Below are 21,767 nucleotides of genomic sequence, written 5' to 3'. Positions count from 1 at the left end.
CAGACTACTAAGGGAAATCCTGGGGGCCTTACTTTTATGGAATTACTTATTGAGGGACTTAAAAAAGCGATAGAGATGATTATATCCGGTGATCGGGAAGTTTTTGCGATTACCTGGCTCACACTCAAAGTCTGTCTAATTTCCATTCTGTTTAGCACCCTAATCGGATTGCCACTTGGCATTTTACTAGGATTAACTAGATTCAAAGGCCGCCGGCTGCTACTATTATTCATTAATATTGGCATGGGTTTGCCGCCAGTTGTTGCCGGCCTTTGGATTACGATGTTTTTATGGCGCTCCGGCCCGTTAGGCAATCTATCCATGCTCTATACGCCAACAGCGATTGTGATGGCACAAATTTTAGTATCCCTGCCAATCGTCACAAGCCTGACATGCACGGCGTTTCAGCAGATTAATGATAAAATGCTTCTGCAAATTAAAGCACTTGGGGCAACAAAGGTGCAGACCTTGATGATTCTCGTCAAACAAACAAAGATTGCGATTCTAGCTGCGATCATGGCGGGATTTGGCCGCGTGATTGCTGAGGTTGGCGCCGCGATGATGGTTGGCGGAAATATTCAAGGTGACACCCGTATCTTAACCACTTCGATTGTGATGGAGGTTTCGAAAGGCAACTTTGATATTGCCCTTGCCCTTTCGTTTATTTTACTGACTGTTGCCTTGTTGATTACGGCGGCGTTAACCTTTTTACAGCAAAGGAGGCGATTGTCATGAATCCGTTGATTGAGCTGAAAAACATTACCTTTGATGCCCAAAATAAAACGATTCTCGATATACCTGAATTCGAGATTCATGATGGAGAATTTCTTGGTATCATGGGACCGAATGGTGCTGGCAAAAGCACGCTGCTTAAGGTACTGGCATTTCTTGAAAATCAATCAAGTGGTGAAATTCTATACCGGGGCCAAGTTATTCCTGCTGGTAGCCCACCGCTTGAGTTACGGCGAAAGTTCTCGATTGCCCTGCAGCAATCATTGCTTTTAGATAGAACCGTTTATCACAACATCGCCATTGGGTTAACATTAAGGAAGGTTGCCAAAAAACATATCAAGGAACAAGTAGCTCATTGGCTGGAGCTGTTTGGAATCAGCCACCTGGCAAAAAAAAACGCGCTTTACTTATCCGGTGGCGAGGCGCAAAGAGTCAATTTAGCGCGCGCGATGATTGTCGAACCCAAGATTCTTTATTTAGATGAACCTTTTTCAGCTTTAGACTTTCCTACAAAGATTAGGTTAATGGAAGACTTCAAGCATATTATTGAAGCTTCACAAACTACCGCTGTGTTTGTCAGCCATGATCTAATGGAGATCAATTACCTCACGAATCGGCTTGCGATTATTGTAAATGGTAAAGTGAAGCAGGTGGGACCGACCCCTCGAGTCCTAGAACATCCTAATTCTTCTACCTCATCCTTCCTAAATGAGTGGAAGAAATTTTATCCGGCATCAACGGGCAGTAAATTCAAAGTCTTAAAAAAGTCAAAGAAGTATAGTTGAGTGAACAACTGCCCGTAAATGCCCGATTGGTTCAACTAGCAAACAGTGGGGAAAAGCCTCCACTGTTTGCAGTTTCACCTTACCCAGTTGCACGATAATTTGCAGTTCCATTTGGGACTGCCTTTTTTAATTGCTAAAAAATTGTCTGAGTTATAAGATATGGGATATACATACAAAGATTGAGTTTTTGAGAGGAGTTTTAACTATGAAATATGCAATTATAACTGGTGCATCGAAGGGCTTGGGTGAAGCGATTGCCAACCGTCTCATCCATGAGCAAATTGCTATTGTTTCTGTTTCAAGGTCAGAAAATGTGGAAATCAAACGTCTTGCTATTGAAAAAGGGATTTCCTATCAACACCATACCTGTAATCTTTCATTGGAAAAAGAGGTACAAGAAGTGTTTATGGAAATTGCTCACTCGATTTTTCAAAAGGAGCCGGAGGAAATACTTCTCTTTAATAATGCAGGCGTAATTGAGCCCATCCAGACAATTGGCAATTTGGACCAAACACCAATCATTTCGAACATCCAAGTTAATTTAATTGCCCCCATCTTGATTACCAATTTATTTTTTAACAAAGCGCAGGTAACCAATACGAAGGTGCAGGTCATCAATGTTACATCTGGTGCAGCACTTCGCCCGATTGAAGGCTGGACTGTTTATTGCAGTTCCAAGGCGGGGTTAAATATGTTTACGCAAACAGCTGCGCTGGAGCAAGCGGCAATGAAGACAAACAATACAATCATTGCCTTTAGTCCTGGGATTATGGATACGAACATGCAGGAGACAATCCGCTCATCCTCCAAGGAGGCATTTAAGGAGCTGGAAAAGTTCAAAGATTTCAAGGAAAATAACCTGCTGCTAAAGGCGGATGTTGTGGCAGATGCATTAGTGGACCTAGTGCTTGGTGGAAAGGTTGAGAGTGGGAAGGTTTACAATGTTAATGAACTACTAGGATAATGTGAGAAGCCCCCTACTTGTGCAGGGGCTTTCTTTCATTCGTCCTTTGGAAACCACAAGGTAACGCTCGTTCCCTTATTTATCCTACTTTTCACCTTAATAACTCCTTTATGGGCATCCATTAAGGCTTTAACAATCGAGAGTCCGATGCCGACCCCGCCGGTTTTGCGGTCCCGTGATTTATCGCCGCGGTAGAAGCGCTCGAAAATATGGGGAATATCATCCTCGGCCATTCCTGAGCCCTCGTCCTGAATTTGGAAGCCAACATAGCCCTCTTTTTCTGTTTGCACGGAAATCGTTACATTTTTCCCCTCTGGCGTATATTTTAGGGCATTATTGAGGATATTGGACAGGATTTGCATCAAGCGGTCCTTATCTGCTTCAAACAGTTCTTCCTGTGCAGGTTCACCAATATGAAGATGAACACCCTTCTCTTTGAACAACGGCATAAACATTTCCCATAATGCCGCCAATACGCTGCCAGCATCCAATTCTATTTTTTCAAGCTTAATTTGTGGATTTTCAGCTGCAAGCAGTTTCTCCAATTCATTGACAAGCCTGACTAACCGCATTAGCTCTTCATGTGTTGTCTCCAGCCGCTTTGGTGTTGGCTCCCAGATTCCATCCTGAAAGGCTTCAATTTGACTTCTCAATGTGGCCAGCGGCGTTCGGAGCTCATGGGCGAGATCGCCCGTAAAATGTTTCCGGAGCATTTCTTCTCTTGCCAGCGATTCTGCCAGATTATTAAAAGAAATCGCAAGCTGTTTTACCTCTGTTGGTAATCCGGATAGCGGGATGCGGATGTTAAGGTTATGCTGCTGCAGCTCTCCCGCTGCAAACGATAGTTTCTTCAATCCGAAGGTTAATTTTTTTGAGAAAAGCATGCTGAAAATAATCGCGAGCACAATTGTCAAACAAACGGCTGCGTAAATGTATAATTGGATGGTTTGGATAAACGTGTATTCATCATCGATTAAGCCCTTAGGATAGATAGCAACGAGCTTTCCAACAATTTTATTATCAACCTTCAGTAAATAAGACTTGGAATGCCATTCCTCGCCGGCTGGCGCGGGTTCAGTTAAACCTAAACTATTCAACATGCCGCGGATGTTGGAGGAATCCATTTGCATTTGTCCTAAACGGTCATACAATTGAAAATAGAGCTGATCGGTCATCGCGTGTTCGTGCAGCAGTCCAAACACCGGATTGCTGGTAAAATGGCCATTCTTTTTGTAGTCCTTCTCAATTTCGGTGATAATCCGGTCAATCTTTTTTTCCCGATTACGATCTAAATAGCTGCTGAAGCTCTCTTCAAAGCCATACTGTATAAAAAAGCTGACAATTAATATCCCAATCATCGAGATGAGCACTAAATAAAAGAGGATTTTAGACCGGAGTGTTTGCAACATCTAGGACCCCTCCAAATTTATAACCCATCCCAAAAACAGTCACGATAAAATCTGGCTGTCTTGAATCCAGCTCGACTTTTTTACGAAGGTTTTTAATATGTGTATCAACACTCCGTTCATAGCCTTCATAGTACATGCCCTCATCCTGAATCTTTTCGAGCAAATCCATTCGGCTGTAAACTCGGCCGGGATTCACGGCCATATTGGTTAAGAGCTTATACTCGATTGGCGTTAAGGTAACGTATTCTCCATTAACAGTTACTTCTTTTTTAATTAAATCAATCGCCAGCTTGTTCCTGTTGAATTCAAGCCGCTCGACTTTTTCCTTTTTTTTCACTCGTCTTAAGATAGCCTGGACACGAACGACCACCTCACGCGGGCTGAAAGGCTTGGTTAGATAGTCGTCGGCACCCATGACGATTCCATTGATGCGGTCATCCTCGGCCGATTTAGCGGTCAGCATCAGAATCGGTACCTCTGAATCTTTTCGAACCAGGCGGCAGACCTCTTCTCCGGAAATATCGGGCAGCATTAAGTCTAATATGATTAAATCGGGGTTTATAGTTTTTACCTTTTTCAAGGCATCAATTCCATTATCAGCGCTATGAATTTCATAGCCTTCTCTCTCCAAGTAAGCCTCGAGAACTTCTATTATTCTACGTTCATCGTCAACTAATAAAATCTTCATCATGATCACTCCCCACACCTTTACTATATCATCCCGGGTCTGTGATTTTTGTAACTTCACAAATTCACCACAACTTCTTCATAACATCTTCAATCTTTCTGGATAAGATGTAAATGTAGTTAGGAAGGGAAGATAATTCGAAGGACTCCCAAACTCGTTATCAACTCTTTGATGCAGTACATGGTTTTCAACCATCCTACTCATCCCAAATTTAACCTCTCTTTTTGATATAGTAAGGGCGTCCCGATCAGCAGGACGCCCACTTTTTTTCTTAATGACAAAATAAAAAATCCTTATCGCAATGATAAGGATTTTTCAGTATGCTTATTCGTCTTTCTTCTTAACCTCGTCTGTTAATTCCTCGATACTTCTCCGGACGTTACCCTTACCAGAGTAGTTTTCGATTAGTTCCTTTACATCAATGCCGCTTGAGGCCTTTAATGATTCTTGCAAGCTCGCCATTAAGTTGGTCGCATAGCTGGTAATTTTATTGGCACCGCCGCCATTTTCACCAGAGCCGCCCGTGTCCACAACTGTAATTTTATCAATATTGGATAATGGGGCAGCAATTTGCTTCGCATATTCTGGAAGCATTTTGATGACCATGTCCAAGATAGCCGCCTGGCCAAACTGCTCGAACGCTTCGGCAATCTTTTCCTTTGCTTCCGCCTCGGCCAAACCTTTGAGACGGATAATCTCTGCCTCTGATTCCCCCTGTGCCCTTTGAGCATCCGCTTTTGCGGTACCATCGAGGCGAACCCGCTCTGCTTCCGCTTTTGCCATCGCTTCGATGCGATATTTATTTGCTTCAGCCTCAGCCATCTGCTTCGCCTTGTCAGCGGCAGCCGCCTGCTCGACGGAATAACGGTCAGCATCGGCCTTTTTCTTCACTTCGGAGTCATATTGGCGTTCGCGACGCTGAATTTCTTTTTCTTCTAATTCGATTTGCTTTTGTCTTTCGATAATCTTGATTTGCATTTCCTGTTCCATTACTTCTTGCTTCGAACGGGCACTTTCAAGATCGTACGCTTGGTCGGCACGTGCTTTTGCGACATCTTGTTCACGGCGGAATTCCGCAATCTTCAACTGATTAACTTTTTCCGCTTCCGCAATTTCTGTTGCCCGCTCTAATTCATTTCGCTTCGCTTCTTTAGATGCTTCAGCCTTTTTGATGCGAGTTTCTTTATCTGCTTCAGCAGTGGCGATATCGGCATCTCTTTTCACTTGAGCAATCCTCGGTTTACCTAGGGAATCAAGATAGCCATTTTTATCACGAACATCTTTAATGGTAAACGAGACAATCACTAAGCCCATTTTGGCAAGATCTTGTGAGGCAACCCTTTGGACCTCTTGTGAAAATTTGTCACGGTTTTTATAGATTTCTTCCACGGTCATCGAGCCAAGAATCGACCGTAAATGGCCTTCAAGAACTTCCCTTGCTTCGCTTTCACGATCTTCCCTAGGCTTGCCAAGGTACTGTTCCGCCGCTGTCGCGATTTCACTAATAGAGCCACCAATTTTAATAATCGCGACCCCATCGGCCATAACAGGAACACCTTGTTCTGTATAGACCTCTGGAGTTGTTACTTCCAGTTTACTAGATAGCAAGCTTAACGGTTTTGCTTGTTGGAAAACTGGTAAAATAAACGTACCACCGCCGCGGATGATTTTGATTTTATTTCCTGATTCGTCGACGTGGACATTTCCGTTACCAAGGAAACTGCCCGTTACAATTAAGGCCTCGTCCGGACCTGCTGTTCTGTACTTTGTAATGAAAACACCGATTAATGCTAAGATGATAAGTACTGCAATTCCGATGATTACCCAAATAATATTGAACTCCATATTTTATAACCCCTCTCTCTAAATAAAACTCTCTAATTGATGATGGACCGTTACTTGCAGGACGCCGTCTTTCACCTGAACAACAAGCACGCTGGTGCCATTTGGAATCAAGTCACCATCAAAGCTTGAAGCCGGCTTGGCAATTCTTCCACTTATACTGTCAATCATCACTTCCCCAAAGCCATCGACGGGTATCTCCGTAATCACGGTCCCAACCCGACCTTGCAAATCTGATTCTTTATAAACAAGTGATTCCTCTGCAGAAGACAATGGGACGAGAATAAAAACGTTAAGTAAGGCGACAACAATGAATGCTGCAACAGCCGAGATTCCGAAAATGAGTAAATAATGTAGTGATGATAGCCTTTCAAACAGATAACCGCTAGCAGACAAAATAGTCAGGAAGGCAAAAATCAGAACGGGATTAAGAAAATCGAGCCCATCTCCAGCCCCATGAAAATGAAACACATCCGCGAACAAAACATACAAAACAGTTAATACACCTGAAATGATTAGTCCATACAAATAAATCGTTTCTAAAGGAATGCTGAAAGGTTCCACGCGCATCACCCCTTATTTTTGATAGAAAAATCCAAAGGAAGGTATCCGGCAGCTATTGAACTTCAAAAAGATTCAAGCATAAAGCATCGTTCCCTTCCTTTGTAATTATGTATATATGGTAATACGGATGAATAGGAAAAAGGTTTCACTATTCATCTATATTTTATCATTTTCTTCCAAGAGTAAATCTTGCTAATTTCCGACAAAATTCGCCAAAATTCGGGTGGTGACAGGCACCGCTAAAGGGACCGCCAACGAAAAAAAGTGCCATAGCACTTTGCTACAACACCTTACTGAATCATATTCAAGAACTTCCTGGTTCGTTCTTCTTTTGGATTGGTGAAGATTTCGTCTGGCTTGTCTCTTTCGACGATGACGCCCTGGTCCATAAAGATGACTTCATCGGCTGCCTCCCGGGCAAAACGCATTTCGTGGGTGACAACGATCATCGTCATTCCTTCCTGTGCAAGATCCTTCATTACTTTTAACACTTCCCCGACTAGTTCGGGGTCGAGTGCGGATGTCGGCTCATCAAAGAGCATGACCTCTGGTTCCATTGCTAATGCCCTGGCGATACCGACACGCTGCTGCTGGCCACCTGAGAGCTGGGCCGGATAAAAGTCGACTTTATCACCAAGTCCAACTTTTTCTAAAAGTGCTTGGGCTTTTTTCCGTGCAGCCTCTTTCCCCTCTTTTTTAACAACGATGGGTCCTTCCATCACGTTCTCAAGGGCTGTTTTATGAGGGAAAAGGTTATAGCTTTGAAAAACCATACCTGTCAAACGTCGGAAAGCGGCGATATTTTTTTTTGAAACAGCTTTAGAAAAGTCTAGGTTTTGGCCTTCAATGGAAATTGCACCCTTCGTAGGAGTTTCCAGTACATTCAAACAGCGGAGCATGGTCGTTTTACCAGAACCAGACGGTCCGATGACAACAACCACCTTGCCTTTTTCAACATTGAGGTCAATTCCTTTTAACACTTCTAATTGGCCAAATTGCTTATATAAACCTTTTATTAAAATCACTCAAATCGCCCTCCTTCCTTAAGACGCATAGCGGTCCAGTCTCTTTTCCATAAATCCTTGAATAACGGAAAGGAAAAAGCAAATGACCCAATAGAGGAGTGCCGCTTCGGAATAAACTAATAAAAACTCATAATTGGATGCGGCAATTTCCTGAGCCCGGCGAAACATCTCCGTTACAAGCACAAGTGACGCGAGAGAGGTATCTTTTACAAGGCTAATAAAGGTATTAGATAAGGGCGGTAAGGATACCTTCGAAGCTTGCGGCAGGATAATTCTTTTTAATGTCTGCGTGTAAGACATACCAATCGAGTAACCTGCTTCCCACTGGCCTTTTGGAATGGACAGAATCGCCGCTCGAATCACTTCTGACGCATACGCCCCAACACTTAGGGAAAAACCGATGACGGCTGAGATAAACGGATCAAGGGTAACGCCTATATTCGGAAGACCATAAAAAATGATAAAGAGCTGCACCAATAATGGCGTTCCGCGGATGGCCGAAACATAAACCCTTGCAATCATTCGAAATACTTTTACATTGGAAATACGGGCAAGGGCTGTTAGAATAGCCAAAATCAAACCAAAGATAAAGGAAAGAATCGTTAATGGAATGGTATTCATAATAGCACCCTCCAGCATAGGCTGAAGGGAACTCTTGGCAATATCAATTAATTTTGCTGTTCTTTCCGGGTCGGCAAAAATACTATTTAAGTACATCTACACCAAACCATTTCATAGAGATTTTTTTGTACGTGCCATCATCCACAATGTCTTTTAATGCTTTATTTACTGCATCTACGAGCGTATCACTTTTCTTTCTAAACATAAATCCGCTTGTCGAGGCATCATCTGACGTTGCAACAATCTTGATTGGAGCATCTGGTTTGTGCTTCATATAATCTAAATAGGCAATTTTATCATTAACAGTCACATCGACCCGTTTCTGTGCAAGCAGTTCAGCGGATTGTTGGAAGCCTTCCACTCCGACAATATTAGCGCCATTCTTTTTAGCTATATCGGCATAATTACTTGTCAACGATTGAGCAGAATTTAATCCTTTAATGTCCTCAAACGCTTTTACTTTATTATTGTCTTTTGATGTAATTAATACAGCGGCAGAAGTAATATATGGATCAGAGAAATCGTATTTTTCCTGGCGATCCGGTCTTATTCCAACTTGATTGGCAATCATATCAAAACGCTTCGCATCAAGGCCGGCAAAGATGGCATCCCATTGCGTTTCCTTGAACTCTGCTTTCACACCTATACGCTTGGCAACCTCCTCGGCAAGCTCTACGTCAAATCCTGTTAGCTTTCCGCTTGTATCATGAAATGTAAATGGAGCATATGTACCTTCCGTACCAATGACAAGCTTACCATCCGCCTTTACCTGTTTCAATACATCAGCAGACTGGTTATTATCGGATTTCTTGTTATCTTTACCAGCCTTGTTGTCATCTTTGCCACAGGCTGAAAGAATAAGCATAAAACTCATTAAGAGTGCAAACACCATAGTAAATTTCTTCATTTATAATCCCCCTAATTCTCATTGTCTTGCTTGGATTTAATAATCATAGTACAGACCGTCCTATCTGTCAAAGGAAATATCCTTTAGAATTCATTTTATTTTACCCATTTATAAAAAATAAAAACCTATCAGAGTATTTCTGATAGGTTAGGCTGATAACGCCTCTTTTAAATCCCGTCAATAAAAGATAGCAATACAAAAAGTAGGGACTACTCGTTGGGCAATCCCTCCATTAGTCATCCTTATTTCCACCACTCATCAAACATATTGGCCGGCAGTCTTCGCTTATGTTCGGTAACGAGATAGCGTTTTTCAACTTTCTCAGCGACCTCTTTAGAAACAGGCTTCCCTTCAAGATAATCATCCAGTTCATCATAGCTTATTCCCAATTCTGTTTCATCGGCCTGCCCTGGTTTCTGGTCCAAGAGATCCGCAGTCGGCACCTTTAAATAAAGACGTTCGTCCGCTTCCAGCTCTTTGAGCAATTCTTTCCCCTGGCGTTTTGTCAGGCCGCTTAGCGGAAGGATATCCGCTCCGCCATCGCCATACTTTGTATAGAAGCCTGTCACTGCTTCTGCGGCATGATCCGTTCCAATCACAAGCAGCCCTTCCATGCCGCCGATAGCATACTGAGCAATCATCCTCAGCCTCGCCTTGACGTTTCCTTTTTGATAATCACTTAATGAACCGCATTCATAGCTTGCGTCATATTCCTTTTGTACCTCATCAACAGCAGCTTTGATGTTAAAGGCGGTCTCGCGATCGGCCCGGATAAAGGATAGAGACAGCATGGCATCATCCTCATCCTGCTGAACGCCATAGGGGAGACGAACGGCAATAAACAAAGCATTTGTTCCTTCGCTGCGCAGCTCCTCCACCGCCAGCTGCGCGAGTCTTCCCGCAAGCGTTGAATCCTGACCGCCGCTGATCCCTAACACATAGCCCTTTGCTTTCGTTTTTACCAAATAATTTTTCAAAAAGTCTATTCGCTTACGAATCTCCTCTTTCGGTTGAATATCTGGATTTACATTTAAGTCTTTGATAATCTGTGCTTGCAAACTCATCTCTAGAGCCCCCTAGCTAAATCATTGTTATATGTACTTTATCATAAATGCTTTTCATTCAGCATCTGATAAACATCCATGGATACTTGATGGATGTCAATCCCTTTGTCACGCACATTCAAAAGGATGGCGATGGCCGTTTTATTTTTAAAATAAACATGGAGCGATTCCCAGCCACCGACAACACCCCTGCTATAAACCAAGCCATCTGAAACATAAAGTCCTAACCCATAGGTTGATTTCGGTCCCGGCGTCAGCATCTCCTTTAAACTTTGGTTAGAAACAAGCTTTCCGCTCATTAATGCTTCATCAAAGAGGCATAAATCATGGACCGTCGAATAAATATCCCCGCATCCAAACAGCGAATCAGTGTTCAATTGCTTGGCCGGCAGCAATTGGTCTCCAATCTTTACATAACCTTTAGAAAACACGGCCTTCTCATCCGTAATAAAACCTGAATGTCCCATCGAGGCCTTGTTAAATATATGCTTCTTTATGTAATCATGGAGCGGCACCCCGGATACTATTTCAACAATGTGGCCAAGTAGCAAATAATTGATATCATTATAATCCCATTGTGTACCTGCAGGAAACCCTATCGATTTCCGTTTAATTTTCTTGACGATTTCTATTGGTTTCTTCCCACTTAAATGCCACCGGGGAGTTTGGATCCCGGAGGTGTGGTTTAGTAAATGAATCAATTTGATGTTCTTCCCATTTGGAAAGCCGGGAATATAGGTCGACAAAGAATCTTGAATGGTTAATTTCCCTTGATCCTGGAGTTGCATGATACCTGTCGCAACGATCAACTTCGTAATCGAAGCAATCGGATGGGCTGTTGAAGACTGGTTTGTGATTCGCTGTTTTCTATTGGCAAACCCGATGCCCTCTTGAAAAATTATTTCATTCTGCTTTACAACTGCTATACTGCCGTTTACATGATGAGAGAGTAAATAGTTTCTTATCTTTTCATGCGTACTGTATCCTTTCTGATTCCCTTCATAGTGGGCAGAAACAACATGTTTCGGTTTGAGGATGTTACGATTACTTTGACAGCCTGCCGTACCGATGAAAATAGAAGCAAGCACTACTAACCATTGATAAGCTCTCCATTTCACGCCAAATCACATCTTCCTCTATCCAATTGTCTATTCATCTGTTTATTATGTATGATTAAACAATGGGTTACTCCAATTTCATGCATGAAAGGAAACTTTTTCGTTTATTGCATTACATATTGGCAAACGTTAAAATGAATTGTTGAATTTTTGGAGGGATAATAGGTGGAAACAAAAACGTGCAATGAAACCAGAGTAGTAAGAACAAGCAGAATTTTTCCTAATGATGTAAATAACCATAATACCTTGTTCGGCGGAAAGTTAATTAGTGATATCGATATGGTAGCCTCCATTTCGGCGACAAGACATTCCAGAGCGGAATGCGTGACGGCTTCGATTGATTCCGTCGATTTCCTTAGTCCGATAACACCGAAGGATTCCGTTTGCATTGAAACCTTTGTGACATCGACCGGAAACTCTTCAATGGAAATCTTCGTTAAAGTGATAGCCGAGAATCTTATTTCCGGTGATCGAAAAATTGCTGTGACAGCTTTTTTAACGTTCGTTGCCTTGGATGACTCTGGCAAGCCGACAAAGGTTCCAGGGATAGTCCCCGAAACGGAAGAAGAGAAAAAGCTTTATGAAACAGGAAAAGAACGAGCAGAAAAGCGGAAAGAGCATAGAAAAAGCAGCAAAGAACTGGCAGGAGTCTTTACTACACATAAACCTTGGGAATGAGAAAAGCGAAAGCGCCCTGGTCAGCGGCGTATGGCCTGGAGCACTCCAACTGAGATAAAGGAAACACGGAGAGCGGAGCGATTCGATGTTGACTTATCGTAGGGCGGAGAGCGAAGGACACTAGCCGCTAGGGCGCTGGAGCTAGACAATTCTCAAAGTCGAAAATTATATACTTTCCTTATGAGAAAAGCGGAAGCGCCTTTCCAACGCAGAAAAAAGGTTCGCGATTTTCGCGAACCTTTACAATTTTTGTAGATCCCTTCGGTCTGGTGCATGCGGTGGTAACTGGGCCCAGCCGCGGTCGACCAACAGATCAAAACCCTTTGCAGAGTAAACTAGAATATCTACTATGTACTTTTGATAATAGGCAGCTAAGTCTGTTCTCATAGACAATGACAACGCATGACCAATAAGCGTGATATCTATCGTGTTCAAGGAATGGAAAAGCATGACCACTAGCCTATCGGAGAAAGGAGAAACAGTCGAATCTGTCACTTCCAAGGTTGTTGAAATATTCCCAAGCAGTTCTTCCCTCATCAGGATATCATTGAAGGTTCTAATCTGCTTTTCCGATATTTTCTTCCCTTCCTCAATATAATTATGAATTTCCTTGTCCTTTACCACCTGCATTAAACCCATGCAAAGCAGGATTGAAAAATAATTCCGTTCTGTATTAAAAAAGAGTTCCGTTATTTCCGCCACATTAATCGGTCTTTTTTTTCCGAATCCGCTTAGATAGGATAGTTTTTCTATATATTCTTCTTCCTTCGGATAGGGAATCATCGGTGCCCGGTCATAAATTCCCTTCGAAAGCAAAAGCAAGGTGGATTCCTGATATAATATCGATGTTTGTTGAACCATCGTCACAAAAAAATCCAGTACGTCTTTTCTGGCAATATTCACTGTAATAAAACTTGTATTAATCATCCCCATGCGGCTCATGGAATAGACAAAGCTTAAGCCAAACGGATCATAAAATAAGGGCGGGGCAGCTAAATCAAGATCCTTTTCTGAAAATCCAATCGGCAGCGGGATGCCTTCATCTTTAAATATGGCAGCAATTTTCTGGACATGTCCTTCGGAAATTTCATATGCTTGTTGCAGGATTTTCTTTATCTCTTCATCTTGATTGTGATGGAGAAAATAGGTAAGCAAACATACAGCCATGCTCTCCTGTAAATAGGTAGCCCACAATCCGCCAATTTCTGAACTGGTCAACCTTATTTTGTGTTCAACCATTATGGATGCCCCCTAAAAAAATATTTTAAGAGTAGATTTCCAATTGACTGGCTGTTTTATTCGCTCGGTTAACACATTCACTAATCTTCTTTAGGTTATGGCGTGCATGCAAATTTATTTTCTATCAGCATCTGATTCACTGCGCGGCTGCCAAGTCATGACCTCATCTTCTTCGTCAAACTCGATTGTGACATCAACGACGCCTTTTTCTGCCAGAATTTTTTCAGCTAACCGGTCTTTAATATCGTCAGCCGCAGCTACGGTTAATTTTGGGTCTACCTCAATTTCCAGTTCAACGTGCAGGTCTTCTCCCTCTTTAATCACCGTTATTCCCTGTATATCTTTTACATCGGGATCAGCCATCACAAGCGTACCAATTTTATTTTCCATTTCTTCATCTGCCTGCCCAATCACACCAGCCGCATTGTCTAAAAAGACCTTGCCAACTACAAAGAACATCATCGCCCCAATCAGAATCGAGGCAATTCCTTCAACCTGATGGAAATTTGTGAAGTGGGCGATGATAACGGAGATGATTGCTAACAACCCGCCCATCGCGGCCACAAGGTCTTCCATGAACACAAGCTTTGTTGCCGGTTTAGCTTTGCCTAAGTTGGCAAAACTCTCCATAAACACATTTAGGCCGCTTGCCTCAATTTCTAAATCATGTAAAATTTCCCTCATCGCTTTAAACAAGACAAAGGTTTCAAGCACTGTTGACACCGCTAAAACGACAATATTAATCATAAAACCGCCAGACTTCGTTGGATGGACAACGTGATGGAAACCTTCTTTAATGGTTTCAAATGCCATAATTCCAACGATTAGCACGGCCCCTAACAGGACAAGATTTACCAACCGGCCAAACCCATTCGGAAATTTTTCCGTCGGTGCTTTTTTACTTAAAGCAGAACCAATAAATACAAAAAACTGATTGGCAGCATCCCCGAGACTGTGCATCGTCTCAGCAAACATCGCGACATTGCCTGTAAACATAAACGCCGCACCTTTAATAATCGAAATAATCGTATTAACAATAGCGGCAAGCATCGCCGATTTATTTCCGCGTTTTAATAATTGAAAAAGTTCTCCCATCGTATCCTCTTTTCTTTGATAAATGTGACTACCATTACTATTTTCCAAAATAACATATTTCATGAAAAGTTACTTTTATTAAGGAGCATAACTAAGACGATTTTTTCAAAAATAGAAAAACCCCCCTTTGAAACGAGGGGGCCCTCCTACTTATTAAACGTTTTTCAGTACCAGATATAACCGGTTCGTTCGTTCACTTTTCTCTTCTTCGGATGCCAAATCATACTTTTTCAACAAATGAAACACTTCATTTAATAAGTCCTGTGTATGTTCCTTTGCAAAAAACTGATTAAACAAAGGCTTCATCTCTTCCGGTAAAAACTCCGCCTGGGATTCATATTTACTTTTTACATCTTCCTGTGAATGATCAAGCTTGCATTCGCTCATAACAAAATTCCTCCTTCTAGTAATCACTACAATTAGCTTAACAGATTTTAGCGCAAATAAAAAAGCCCAGTAGAAGGGCCTTTATTCTTAAACTTTTTTATTTTCGGTCACTTCTAAAACATCTAAGAGGAAAACGAATACGGGAATACCAATAATTAGACCCCAAATTCCAAAAAAATGCTCTGAGAAAATCAACACGATGAATGTATAGAAAACAGGAAGATTTGTTTTTGAACTCATTAAATTTGGATTTAATATATAGGCTTCAATGCCATGAATAATCATGATCGCGATACCAACATAAAGGACTTTTATCAAACCGCCGATACTGTAGGCGATAATCGCCAGCGGAATCATCGAAATAATCACACCGGCAACAGGAATAAGCCCTAAAAGGAAAATCATAATCGACAACCCGCCAAGCTGAGGGAAATCTAGCAGCCATAAAGAAATGGTCGTTAGAATACAGTTCACTACAGCAATGATTAATTGGGCTTCAATCACTTTACCAAACGTAGTAACAAATTTATGAGCAAAAAATTCAATTTCCACATAAATAAAGGAAATTTTACTTGTTCTAAATTTCTTTGTAAACTCAATCAATCGTGGTTTTTCCAACAAGAAGAATAAACTCATCAAAAGGGACAATAATATTTGCAATCCAATTTTACTAATATCCGTAAAATACTTGACTATGAAGGTAAAGCCCTGTTCTAAATAGCTGGAAATTTGAATTTGTTCAATCCGGCTCACGATATAATTCAAGACAATATTATCATGCTGGGTTGTATAAAAAGCGGTCAGTTGTTTAATTAATGCAGTAATTTCGCCGGCAATCATTGGCAGGTACATGACCAGACTATATGATAGCAGGCCGACAATACATGCATACGATATAATGACAATCAATTTTCGATTAAACGGGATTTTCTTTTCAAGGAACTGGACTAACCGATCCATTAAAAAGGTAAAAATAAACGTAAGTAAAATTAAATTAATCATACTTTTCATTGCATAAATTAAAATGGCAATCAGAGCAAAAATGAAAATTCTCTTGAAACTGCTGCTTTGGATTAGTTTATTTATCATAGGTAATTATCGAACCCCATTATTTTTAAAATAAAATACATGAAAAGTTTTTTAACAACATATTTAGTATAACAAAGTTGCAGGTATTATGTCCTTCTTGATTAACTTCTAACTTTAAATTGGTAGGGGGTCATTGTGCTATCAATTGCTTTACATTCATAGCCATGTTTACTTAAATAATCAAGCAACTGCGGCAGATGTGCAAGTGTTTCCTTTCTCTCATGTAAAAGGATGACGATCGGGCCGTTATGGTTAGCCATTCCTTTTAATTGCTCAATCACACTATGGACATACCTTGCATCTTTATAATCCCAATCCTTACTGTCAATATTCCAATCCCACATTAAATACCCATTATCATCAACAGCTTTTCGATATTCAACAGTCATTTTTGGGACGCTGCCATATGGTGTTCTCATTATATACGAATCGATACCGGATATTTCTTTTAAAGTATTACGATTTTGGGTTAATTCAGCGATAACTGAATGGGCTGATGCATAAAACTTTCTCACATCATGTGTGACGCTATGAAGACCAACCGTCTCCCCTTTTTCAACCATCAATTTTACCGAATCAGGAAATCTGCGAATATTCTCGTCAATCAAAAAAAATGTTCCTTTAAAATGATGTTTTTCAAGAAGCGCGATAATATCACCAGAAAAGGGTGCAGGACCATCATCAAATGTTAAATAGACTGTTTTCTTAGAGCTATTTCCCGGTTGGGTATTATTTTTCACAGGCTTTTCTGTATTGTGATCCTTTTTTTGTTGTTGTGGTGTACCCTTTTCCTTTGCGGGAGGTTGTGCCTCGGCAGTATCAGTAGTAGTTTCTGGCACACTATTAGTCTCTCGTTCTTGCTTATTTCTCCAAAACATAGCTTTTTCCTGCTGCTTTTGAATCCTTTCCTTTTCGAGCCTTAAATCCTTTTTATCCCGTACAATTGTTCCAGAGCTTGGATTTTTCGTAAGTTCATTTTTATGGTGATTACCAGGTCCGCTTACTGCTTTGGCCTTAAAATAATTACTCACAAATACCCCTGCAAATAAGAACCCAACCGCAATAATGACAATTAATGTCCCTTTCGTCCATCCGCTCTTCAGTTTCCCCATTGATCATTCCCTCTTTGTTGGTTTTTTGATTTTCTTTCTCCATTATAGACGAAATTTCGCCAGAAATGTTTCTAATCTATTAAAATTATTACAATTCTATTAAAGAAAACTGAAATTAATAGAAAATTCGACAATGTATTTAGCTTAAAGCTTAATTACCCGACAGTAAGGAAGTGAAACATTTCACCAGTCCATTATACCAATAATACCCTGAATGGGGAGAAAAAAGGCAAAAATAAAATCAGGAATTTCAAAAGGATAGACAGGCAAATTTTATGATGGATTGACATAGATATCATTGTACGAGATTTTCCTTTCAAGACAGATTTCCTACGGCTTTTTTGATTAATGGAGGTGAATTTTGTGTCAGGAGGGCAAAAAGCACTTTTTTACATCTTATCGATACTTATTCCCATCGTCGGAATTATATTAGGGATTATTTGGATGAATGATCAAGACCCTGAAAAAAAGACAGTCGGCAAAAACTGTTTAATTATTGCGATTGTCGTTACGGTATTAAGCTGTATCTGTTGGTTCGCCGCCTCTGCCCTTTCGCTTGCTCCTGCATTTATGACAGGATATTAACTAGAAAAACAGACTTTGGATTTTAAGCCCCCCAAAAAAATTACTTAGAATCAGAAAGAAACCCAATTCAGCTCGGTGCGAATTGGGTTTTTTCTAATAGGAGTGATGACGGTTGATACAGGAAATATTGCATTTCTTCGGGCGGGCGATCTGCCACCAATTAGAAGCACGTTCACTCCATGTCTCAGGGGAAACACTTTCCGTTTGTGCCCGCGATACAGGTATTTATATCGGGATTTTCTCAACGCTTGTTTATTTACACCTATTCAAACGAAAGACGAAAATTACTATTCCTTCTATAAAAACAAGCCTTTTTCTTCTATTATTTCTAGTGCCAATGATGATTGACGGACTAGGTTCCTATTTGCATTTATTTGAAAGCACTAATATTCGAAGATTGGTGTCAGGCACCAGTTTCGGTTTTGCGCTGCCTTACTTTCTTTATCCATTGCTTTCGGCCCGGGCCCTTGAAAGCGAGAGTGAGCCTGTGGTAAAGAATCGGAAGGATTTGTTTGCGCCGCTGCTACTTAGTAGCATGCTTGCGATTTTAGTCTATTATGGTGTGCTCCCATATTATTTTCTTGATAGCTTGATAATCCTTCTCGTCATTGTATGGTTCGGCTTATGTACATCCTTTTTGTTTTCCGCCGTTCGAAATATCTTTTTAAAGTGCGCTTTATCCATAGGAGTCAGTATAGGTTTCCTTTCTTTCCTTTCCCTGTTACATACTTGGATTGTTTCCCTTTCCTTGTGACTTCGTTTCCAATTAACATTTGAAAATATAGTACAAATTCGTATATCGCCTATAAGGTAAAAAGGGTGGTGCCTGACACCTATTTATATGCCTTCACACCCAGTAGTGTTTCTAAGTCGACTATTTCAATGTTTTTTTCTTGGAGTGCTTCAATGATGAGCGGCAGTGCTTTTTGGGTTTCGGTTTTATCAGAATCGGAATGCATGAGGATGATATCGCCATTTCGAACATTCTCTATCACATTTTTGACAATATTATTGGCGTCTTTTTGTGACCAATCCAGAGTATCTATTGACCAGAGGACTAGTGAATATCCCTCTTCACGGGAAATAGCCGCTGTCTGTTCATTGGCATCACCATACGGCGGACGGAGAATTGCCGGTTCTTTTCCAATGACCGATTTAATCGCTTTCCCTGCCTGATCTATTTCCTTTTTAACCGCTGTTTTTCCGAGTTTCGTTAATTCTACATGGTTATAGCTATGGCTTAGGACCAAATTCCCTTTATTATAGGCGTTCTTTGCAACCTCCGGGTGGGCCATCACTTTGCTGCCGATAAAGAAGAAATTTCCTTTTACCTTGTATTCGTCTAAAATGTCAATAATTGCCGTCGTCACCGTTCCATCCGGGCCATCATCAAAGGTCAAGGCAACTTTCCTCTGATTAGGACCGTTTACATAGACATTTTCCTGCCCTTTTGAAAATAAAACAATTTGCTTCCGCCAATTTTGCATACTATTCCATGCTTTTGCGCTTAACTGATTTGAACTCCCTTTTATATCAAGGAAATAATCATTTCTTGCACTTTTGGTTATTGCACGTACTGGGTTAAAAACAGAAATGTGGTCAACACCTTTTTGCGCATTCGGAATGATAAATTTCAACTCTATTTTTTCGTTTAATTTGTAGACATAAATTGCTTCATTGTTACTTTCTCTTGTTTCAGTTGGCTGGCCAAGTGCTTTTTCAATCTGCTTGTAGGTGATCTGGTTCAGGTCCGTTGCATAGGAACGCACATCAAAGATCTCCCCAGCCTCGGTATACCCTAGTGCAACATTCTTCTTATTATAGGTCGCGTAGTAACCGGAACCCGCTTGGTCAACTTTGTCAGGTTCTCCCCACTCGAGTTTCACTTGTTTCATCGTACTTTCGTTTGCACTAAAAGGACTTTCTAAAACCATCCCATCTTCCGCTTTTCCCTTAATTTCAGCGAGTTTTTTGAAAAGAGGGTTGATTTCTTTCTGGTGTAATTCACTTTTCTTGGGTGGTAATTTATCATTTGGAACTTTCTTTTCTGAAACACATGCCGTTATCATTGTCGTAAACGAAAAGAGCAATACGAATAATATTACTTTTAACTTAGTCATGGTCTCCCCCTATTCGTAAATCCTGTAAATATCATAACACTTCCTACTGTGGAGAGATAAATTTTTTAGATAGGACAGGCGAAGGCCTTTAAAAATGTGCGAGGTTCCGCTGAATTTTGTGTGAATTCCGCCAAACTTCGGTTTAATTCCGCCAACTTGAATGGATTCCGCCAAGTTCGTATCGAATTTCCGCCAAACTTCGGATTAATTCCGCCAAGTTCACAATTAATTCCGCCAACCTATAGAAAATCTATATTCTAATCGGGATAGGGTGACATTATTCTAAACCTGATCAAAGCATATTCATAAATTTTTCAATGGCATCCTTGGTGGTTGTAAAAATTCGAAAAAGACCTGCATTTCCGCTTTCACTTTAAGCGCTCCCGAATTCAACTACTTGTCATTATTGACGGTGAAGAGTGTTTTTAAAACTCTTTTATAGGTAAATATACTCTTCTCGGGAAAAACTTTTCCTTCTTCCCTGACGTTCCAGATATAGTGAATAACTCTTCCTTCTTGTTACATAATAACTATGGCTGTCCAATACCGAATAGGAGGAGATTTTGAATGATGCAAAATCAACAGGGTCAAATGCACCAAAATATGCATACAGGGAATGTACCGCAGCAAATGAATCACGGCGGTCATGAAGTTTTTGACGTACATGAAGTGCTTTCCGGAGCGATTGGCACGATGAATCAGTACCTGTTATTACAACAACACGTAAAAGATCCAGAATTACTTGATATTCTGAATCGACAATATCAATTTATGCAGGATGAATATAATATAACAGTGGAGTGTTTCAAAACAGGACAGGATCCATCAAAACCGACACAAAGTTATAAAATGACCCAAGGGAATGATTTCGTGTATGGTTTAACACCGTCTCAGCCAAAAAAACCACTTCAATCTGTTTCAGAAATTACCGACGAGTGTATCTCGGGCTTGATGCTGGGCTGTGTGAAATCAGGTGCCTCTACAAAGACAATGGCAGCATGTGAAGTTACCAATCCAGTCGTACGCCGCGTGCTTGCTGATTCTGTCCCAAATTGTATTGAAATGGCTTACGAGCTCTCCATTTACCAAAATAAACACCATTACTATCAAGTGCCACAGCTTGCCCAGCAGGATATGACTCAGCTTCTGAACGCATTCGCACCAGCACAAGGTATGCCACAGATGCCAAATAACAATATGATGAAACATTAAAATAAAGAATATGAAACGAAAGGGAGTTACAGCTATATCAGCCGTAACTCCCAAGTTCATTTTTCTCACCCAAAGAACTACATTCTATTTTCCATCCTTTGAATCCAATAAGATAAAAGTGGATAGGGCGCCCCATGGGAGGTAGTTGTATTATTCGTTTGTTATTCTACTTATTACCCGGAGCAGCCTTATCTACACCTTTCACGTGATGCCGATGACCATCATCTTCACTAGTATGAAAATCATAATAATGAACATGCATGCCATTTCCTACCGGAATAGCTGGTCCAGAATATGCCTGATAATGATGAGAGTGTCCGTTTTCGAACATCACATACCCTTCTGTATAATGAATATGGTTCCCATCCTGGGTCTGTATCGGTGGTGAAGTAACATCTAAACATTGATGAACGTGACCATTTCCAACCGATGTGTAATCAACCGAGCCATGATTATGGTGCGGCACAAACCCGTTAACAAAATCATCCTTTCCAACTTTAGCCATACACCCACCCTTTCAAACAGCTTTAT

General features: G+C 40.9%; 23 protein-coding genes. 7 read left to right on the top strand and 16 right to left on the bottom strand.

Annotated elements, in window-relative coordinates:
* Positions 1-36: 36 nt before the first annotated feature.
* The 3 genes from BSO02S_RS09175 to BSO02S_RS09165 all read left to right on the top strand — a co-directional run bounded on the left by BSO02S_RS09175 (position 37) and on the right by BSO02S_RS09165 (position 2,481).
* Positions 37-735 (top strand): ABC transporter permease, encoded by a 699-nt coding sequence (locus tag BSO02S_RS09175; RefSeq protein ID WP_066065724.1) that lies wholly within the window; start codon positions 37-39, stop codon positions 733-735.
* Complete coding sequence (locus BSO02S_RS09170; protein ID WP_066065721.1) at positions 732-1,517, top strand: ABC transporter ATP-binding protein; 786 nt, start codon at positions 732-734, stop codon at positions 1,515-1,517. The genes BSO02S_RS09175 and BSO02S_RS09170 overlap by 4 nt, the downstream gene beginning before the upstream one ends.
* Before the next feature lie 205 nt (positions 1,518-1,722).
* Positions 1,723-2,481 (top strand): (S)-benzoin forming benzil reductase, encoded by a 759-nt coding sequence (locus BSO02S_RS09165; RefSeq protein WP_066065716.1) that lies wholly within the window; start codon positions 1,723-1,725, stop codon positions 2,479-2,481.
* A 35-nt stretch (positions 2,482-2,516) separates the two neighbouring features.
* On the opposite strand, the gene BSO02S_RS09160 is transcribed toward BSO02S_RS09165, so the two are convergent.
* The 9 genes from BSO02S_RS09160 to BSO02S_RS09120 all read right to left on the bottom strand — a co-directional run bounded on the left by BSO02S_RS09160 (position 2,517) and on the right by BSO02S_RS09120 (position 11,719).
* Positions 2,517-3,890 (bottom strand): HAMP domain-containing sensor histidine kinase, encoded by a 1,374-nt coding sequence (locus BSO02S_RS09160; RefSeq protein WP_066065709.1) that lies wholly within the window; start codon positions 3,888-3,890, stop codon positions 2,517-2,519.
* Positions 3,868-4,581 carry a response regulator transcription factor gene (locus BSO02S_RS09155; protein WP_066065706.1) on the bottom strand — a complete coding sequence of 238 codons (714 nt, stop codon included), beginning with the start codon at positions 4,579-4,581 and terminating at the stop codon, positions 3,868-3,870. Before BSO02S_RS09155 ends, BSO02S_RS09160 begins: the two co-directional genes overlap by 23 nt.
* A 321-nt stretch (positions 4,582-4,902) precedes the next feature.
* Entirely contained in the window at positions 4,903-6,423 is a 1,521-nt protein-coding gene (gene floT / locus BSO02S_RS09150; RefSeq protein ID WP_066065703.1) for a flotillin lipid rafts scaffold protein FloT, read from the bottom strand.
* Between the two features lie 18 nt (positions 6,424-6,441).
* Complete coding sequence (locus BSO02S_RS09145; protein WP_066065699.1) at positions 6,442-6,984, bottom strand: NfeD family protein; 543 nt, start codon at positions 6,982-6,984, stop codon at positions 6,442-6,444.
* Between the two features lie 290 nt (positions 6,985-7,274).
* Positions 7,275-8,009, bottom strand: coding sequence for an amino acid ABC transporter ATP-binding protein (locus BSO02S_RS09140; protein ID WP_066065696.1), 735 nt, complete (start codon positions 8,007-8,009; stop codon positions 7,275-7,277).
* Between the two features lie 18 nt (positions 8,010-8,027).
* Complete coding sequence (locus BSO02S_RS09135; RefSeq protein WP_066065693.1) at positions 8,028-8,726, bottom strand: amino acid ABC transporter permease; 699 nt, start codon at positions 8,724-8,726, stop codon at positions 8,028-8,030.
* The gene (locus tag BSO02S_RS09130) at positions 8,713-9,537 is read right to left on the bottom strand and encodes an amino acid ABC transporter substrate-binding protein (protein WP_066065690.1); all 825 of its coding nucleotides are present in this window, start codon (positions 9,535-9,537) and stop codon (positions 8,713-8,715) included. Before BSO02S_RS09130 ends, BSO02S_RS09135 begins: the two co-directional genes overlap by 14 nt.
* A 242-nt stretch (positions 9,538-9,779) precedes the next feature.
* A complete protein-coding gene (gene nadE / locus BSO02S_RS09125; RefSeq protein WP_066065685.1) occupies positions 9,780-10,601 on the bottom strand; it encodes an NAD(+) synthase in 822 nt (273 codons plus the stop codon).
* A gap of 41 nt (positions 10,602-10,642) precedes the next feature.
* The gene (locus BSO02S_RS09120; RefSeq protein WP_066065682.1) at positions 10,643-11,719 is read right to left on the bottom strand and encodes a serine hydrolase domain-containing protein; all 1,077 of its coding nucleotides are present in this window, start codon (positions 11,717-11,719) and stop codon (positions 10,643-10,645) included.
* A gap of 165 nt (positions 11,720-11,884) precedes the next feature.
* Here BSO02S_RS09120 and BSO02S_RS09115 point away from each other — a divergent pair, with 165 nt between their 5' ends.
* A complete protein-coding gene (locus BSO02S_RS09115) occupies positions 11,885-12,397 on the top strand; it encodes an acyl-CoA thioesterase (RefSeq protein ID WP_066065680.1) in 513 nt (170 codons plus the stop codon).
* 240 nt (positions 12,398-12,637) lie between these two features.
* Here BSO02S_RS09115 and BSO02S_RS09110 read toward each other — a convergent pair whose 3' ends face one another.
* The 5 genes from BSO02S_RS09110 to BSO02S_RS09090 all read right to left on the bottom strand — a co-directional run bounded on the left by BSO02S_RS09110 (position 12,638) and on the right by BSO02S_RS09090 (position 17,319).
* Positions 12,638-13,636, bottom strand: a complete 999-nt coding sequence (locus BSO02S_RS09110) for a DUF3231 family protein (protein WP_066065677.1) — start codon at positions 13,634-13,636, stop codon at positions 12,638-12,640.
* 114 nt (positions 13,637-13,750) lie between these two features.
* Positions 13,751-14,731, bottom strand: a complete 981-nt coding sequence (locus BSO02S_RS09105) for a cation diffusion facilitator family transporter (RefSeq protein ID WP_066065674.1) — start codon at positions 14,729-14,731, stop codon at positions 13,751-13,753.
* Between the two features lie 153 nt (positions 14,732-14,884).
* On the bottom strand, positions 14,885-15,118 hold the full coding sequence (locus tag BSO02S_RS09100; RefSeq protein WP_066065672.1) for a group-specific protein: 234 nt from the start codon (positions 15,116-15,118) through the stop codon (positions 14,885-14,887).
* 87 nt (positions 15,119-15,205) lie between these two features.
* Positions 15,206-16,207 carry an AI-2E family transporter gene (locus tag BSO02S_RS09095; protein WP_066065669.1) on the bottom strand — a complete coding sequence of 334 codons (1,002 nt, stop codon included), beginning with the start codon at positions 16,205-16,207 and terminating at the stop codon, positions 15,206-15,208.
* A 101-nt stretch (positions 16,208-16,308) separates the two neighbouring features.
* Positions 16,309-17,319, bottom strand: coding sequence for a polysaccharide deacetylase family protein (locus tag BSO02S_RS09090; protein WP_066065666.1), 1,011 nt, complete (start codon positions 17,317-17,319; stop codon positions 16,309-16,311).
* A 363-nt stretch (positions 17,320-17,682) separates the two neighbouring features.
* On the opposite strand from BSO02S_RS09090, the gene BSO02S_RS09085 reads away from it, so the two are divergent.
* Both BSO02S_RS09085 and BSO02S_RS09080 read left to right on the top strand, forming a co-directional pair.
* On the top strand, positions 17,683-17,904 hold the full coding sequence (locus BSO02S_RS09085; RefSeq protein WP_066065663.1) for a hypothetical protein: 222 nt from the start codon (positions 17,683-17,685) through the stop codon (positions 17,902-17,904).
* Between the two features lie 112 nt (positions 17,905-18,016).
* A complete protein-coding gene (locus tag BSO02S_RS09080; RefSeq protein WP_066065660.1) occupies positions 18,017-18,658 on the top strand; it encodes a DUF2085 domain-containing protein in 642 nt (213 codons plus the stop codon).
* A gap of 79 nt (positions 18,659-18,737) precedes the next feature.
* Here the strand turns inward: BSO02S_RS09080 and BSO02S_RS09075 are convergent, their stop codons facing one another.
* Positions 18,738-20,024, bottom strand: a complete 1,287-nt coding sequence (locus BSO02S_RS09075) for a DUF4309 domain-containing protein (RefSeq protein ID WP_066065659.1) — start codon at positions 20,022-20,024, stop codon at positions 18,738-18,740.
* 570 nt (positions 20,025-20,594) lie between these two features.
* On the opposite strand from BSO02S_RS09075, the gene BSO02S_RS09070 reads away from it, so the two are divergent.
* Positions 20,595-21,236 (top strand): spore coat protein, encoded by a 642-nt coding sequence (locus tag BSO02S_RS09070; protein ID WP_066065789.1) that lies wholly within the window; start codon positions 20,595-20,597, stop codon positions 21,234-21,236.
* 166 nt (positions 21,237-21,402) lie between these two features.
* Here BSO02S_RS09070 and BSO02S_RS09065 read toward each other — a convergent pair whose 3' ends face one another.
* Entirely contained in the window at positions 21,403-21,741 is a 339-nt protein-coding gene (locus BSO02S_RS09065; RefSeq protein WP_066065656.1) for a YmaF family protein, read from the bottom strand.
* Positions 21,742-21,767 lie beyond the last annotated feature (26 nt).

It is taken from the genome of Neobacillus soli NBRC 102451, assembly GCF_001591665.1.
GTDB classification, from domain to species: domain Bacteria; phylum Bacillota; class Bacilli; order Bacillales; family Cytobacillaceae; genus Neobacillus; species Neobacillus soli.
Note: the sequence above shows the minus strand (reverse complement) of the source record. Positions and strands in the feature narration are given on the sequence as shown.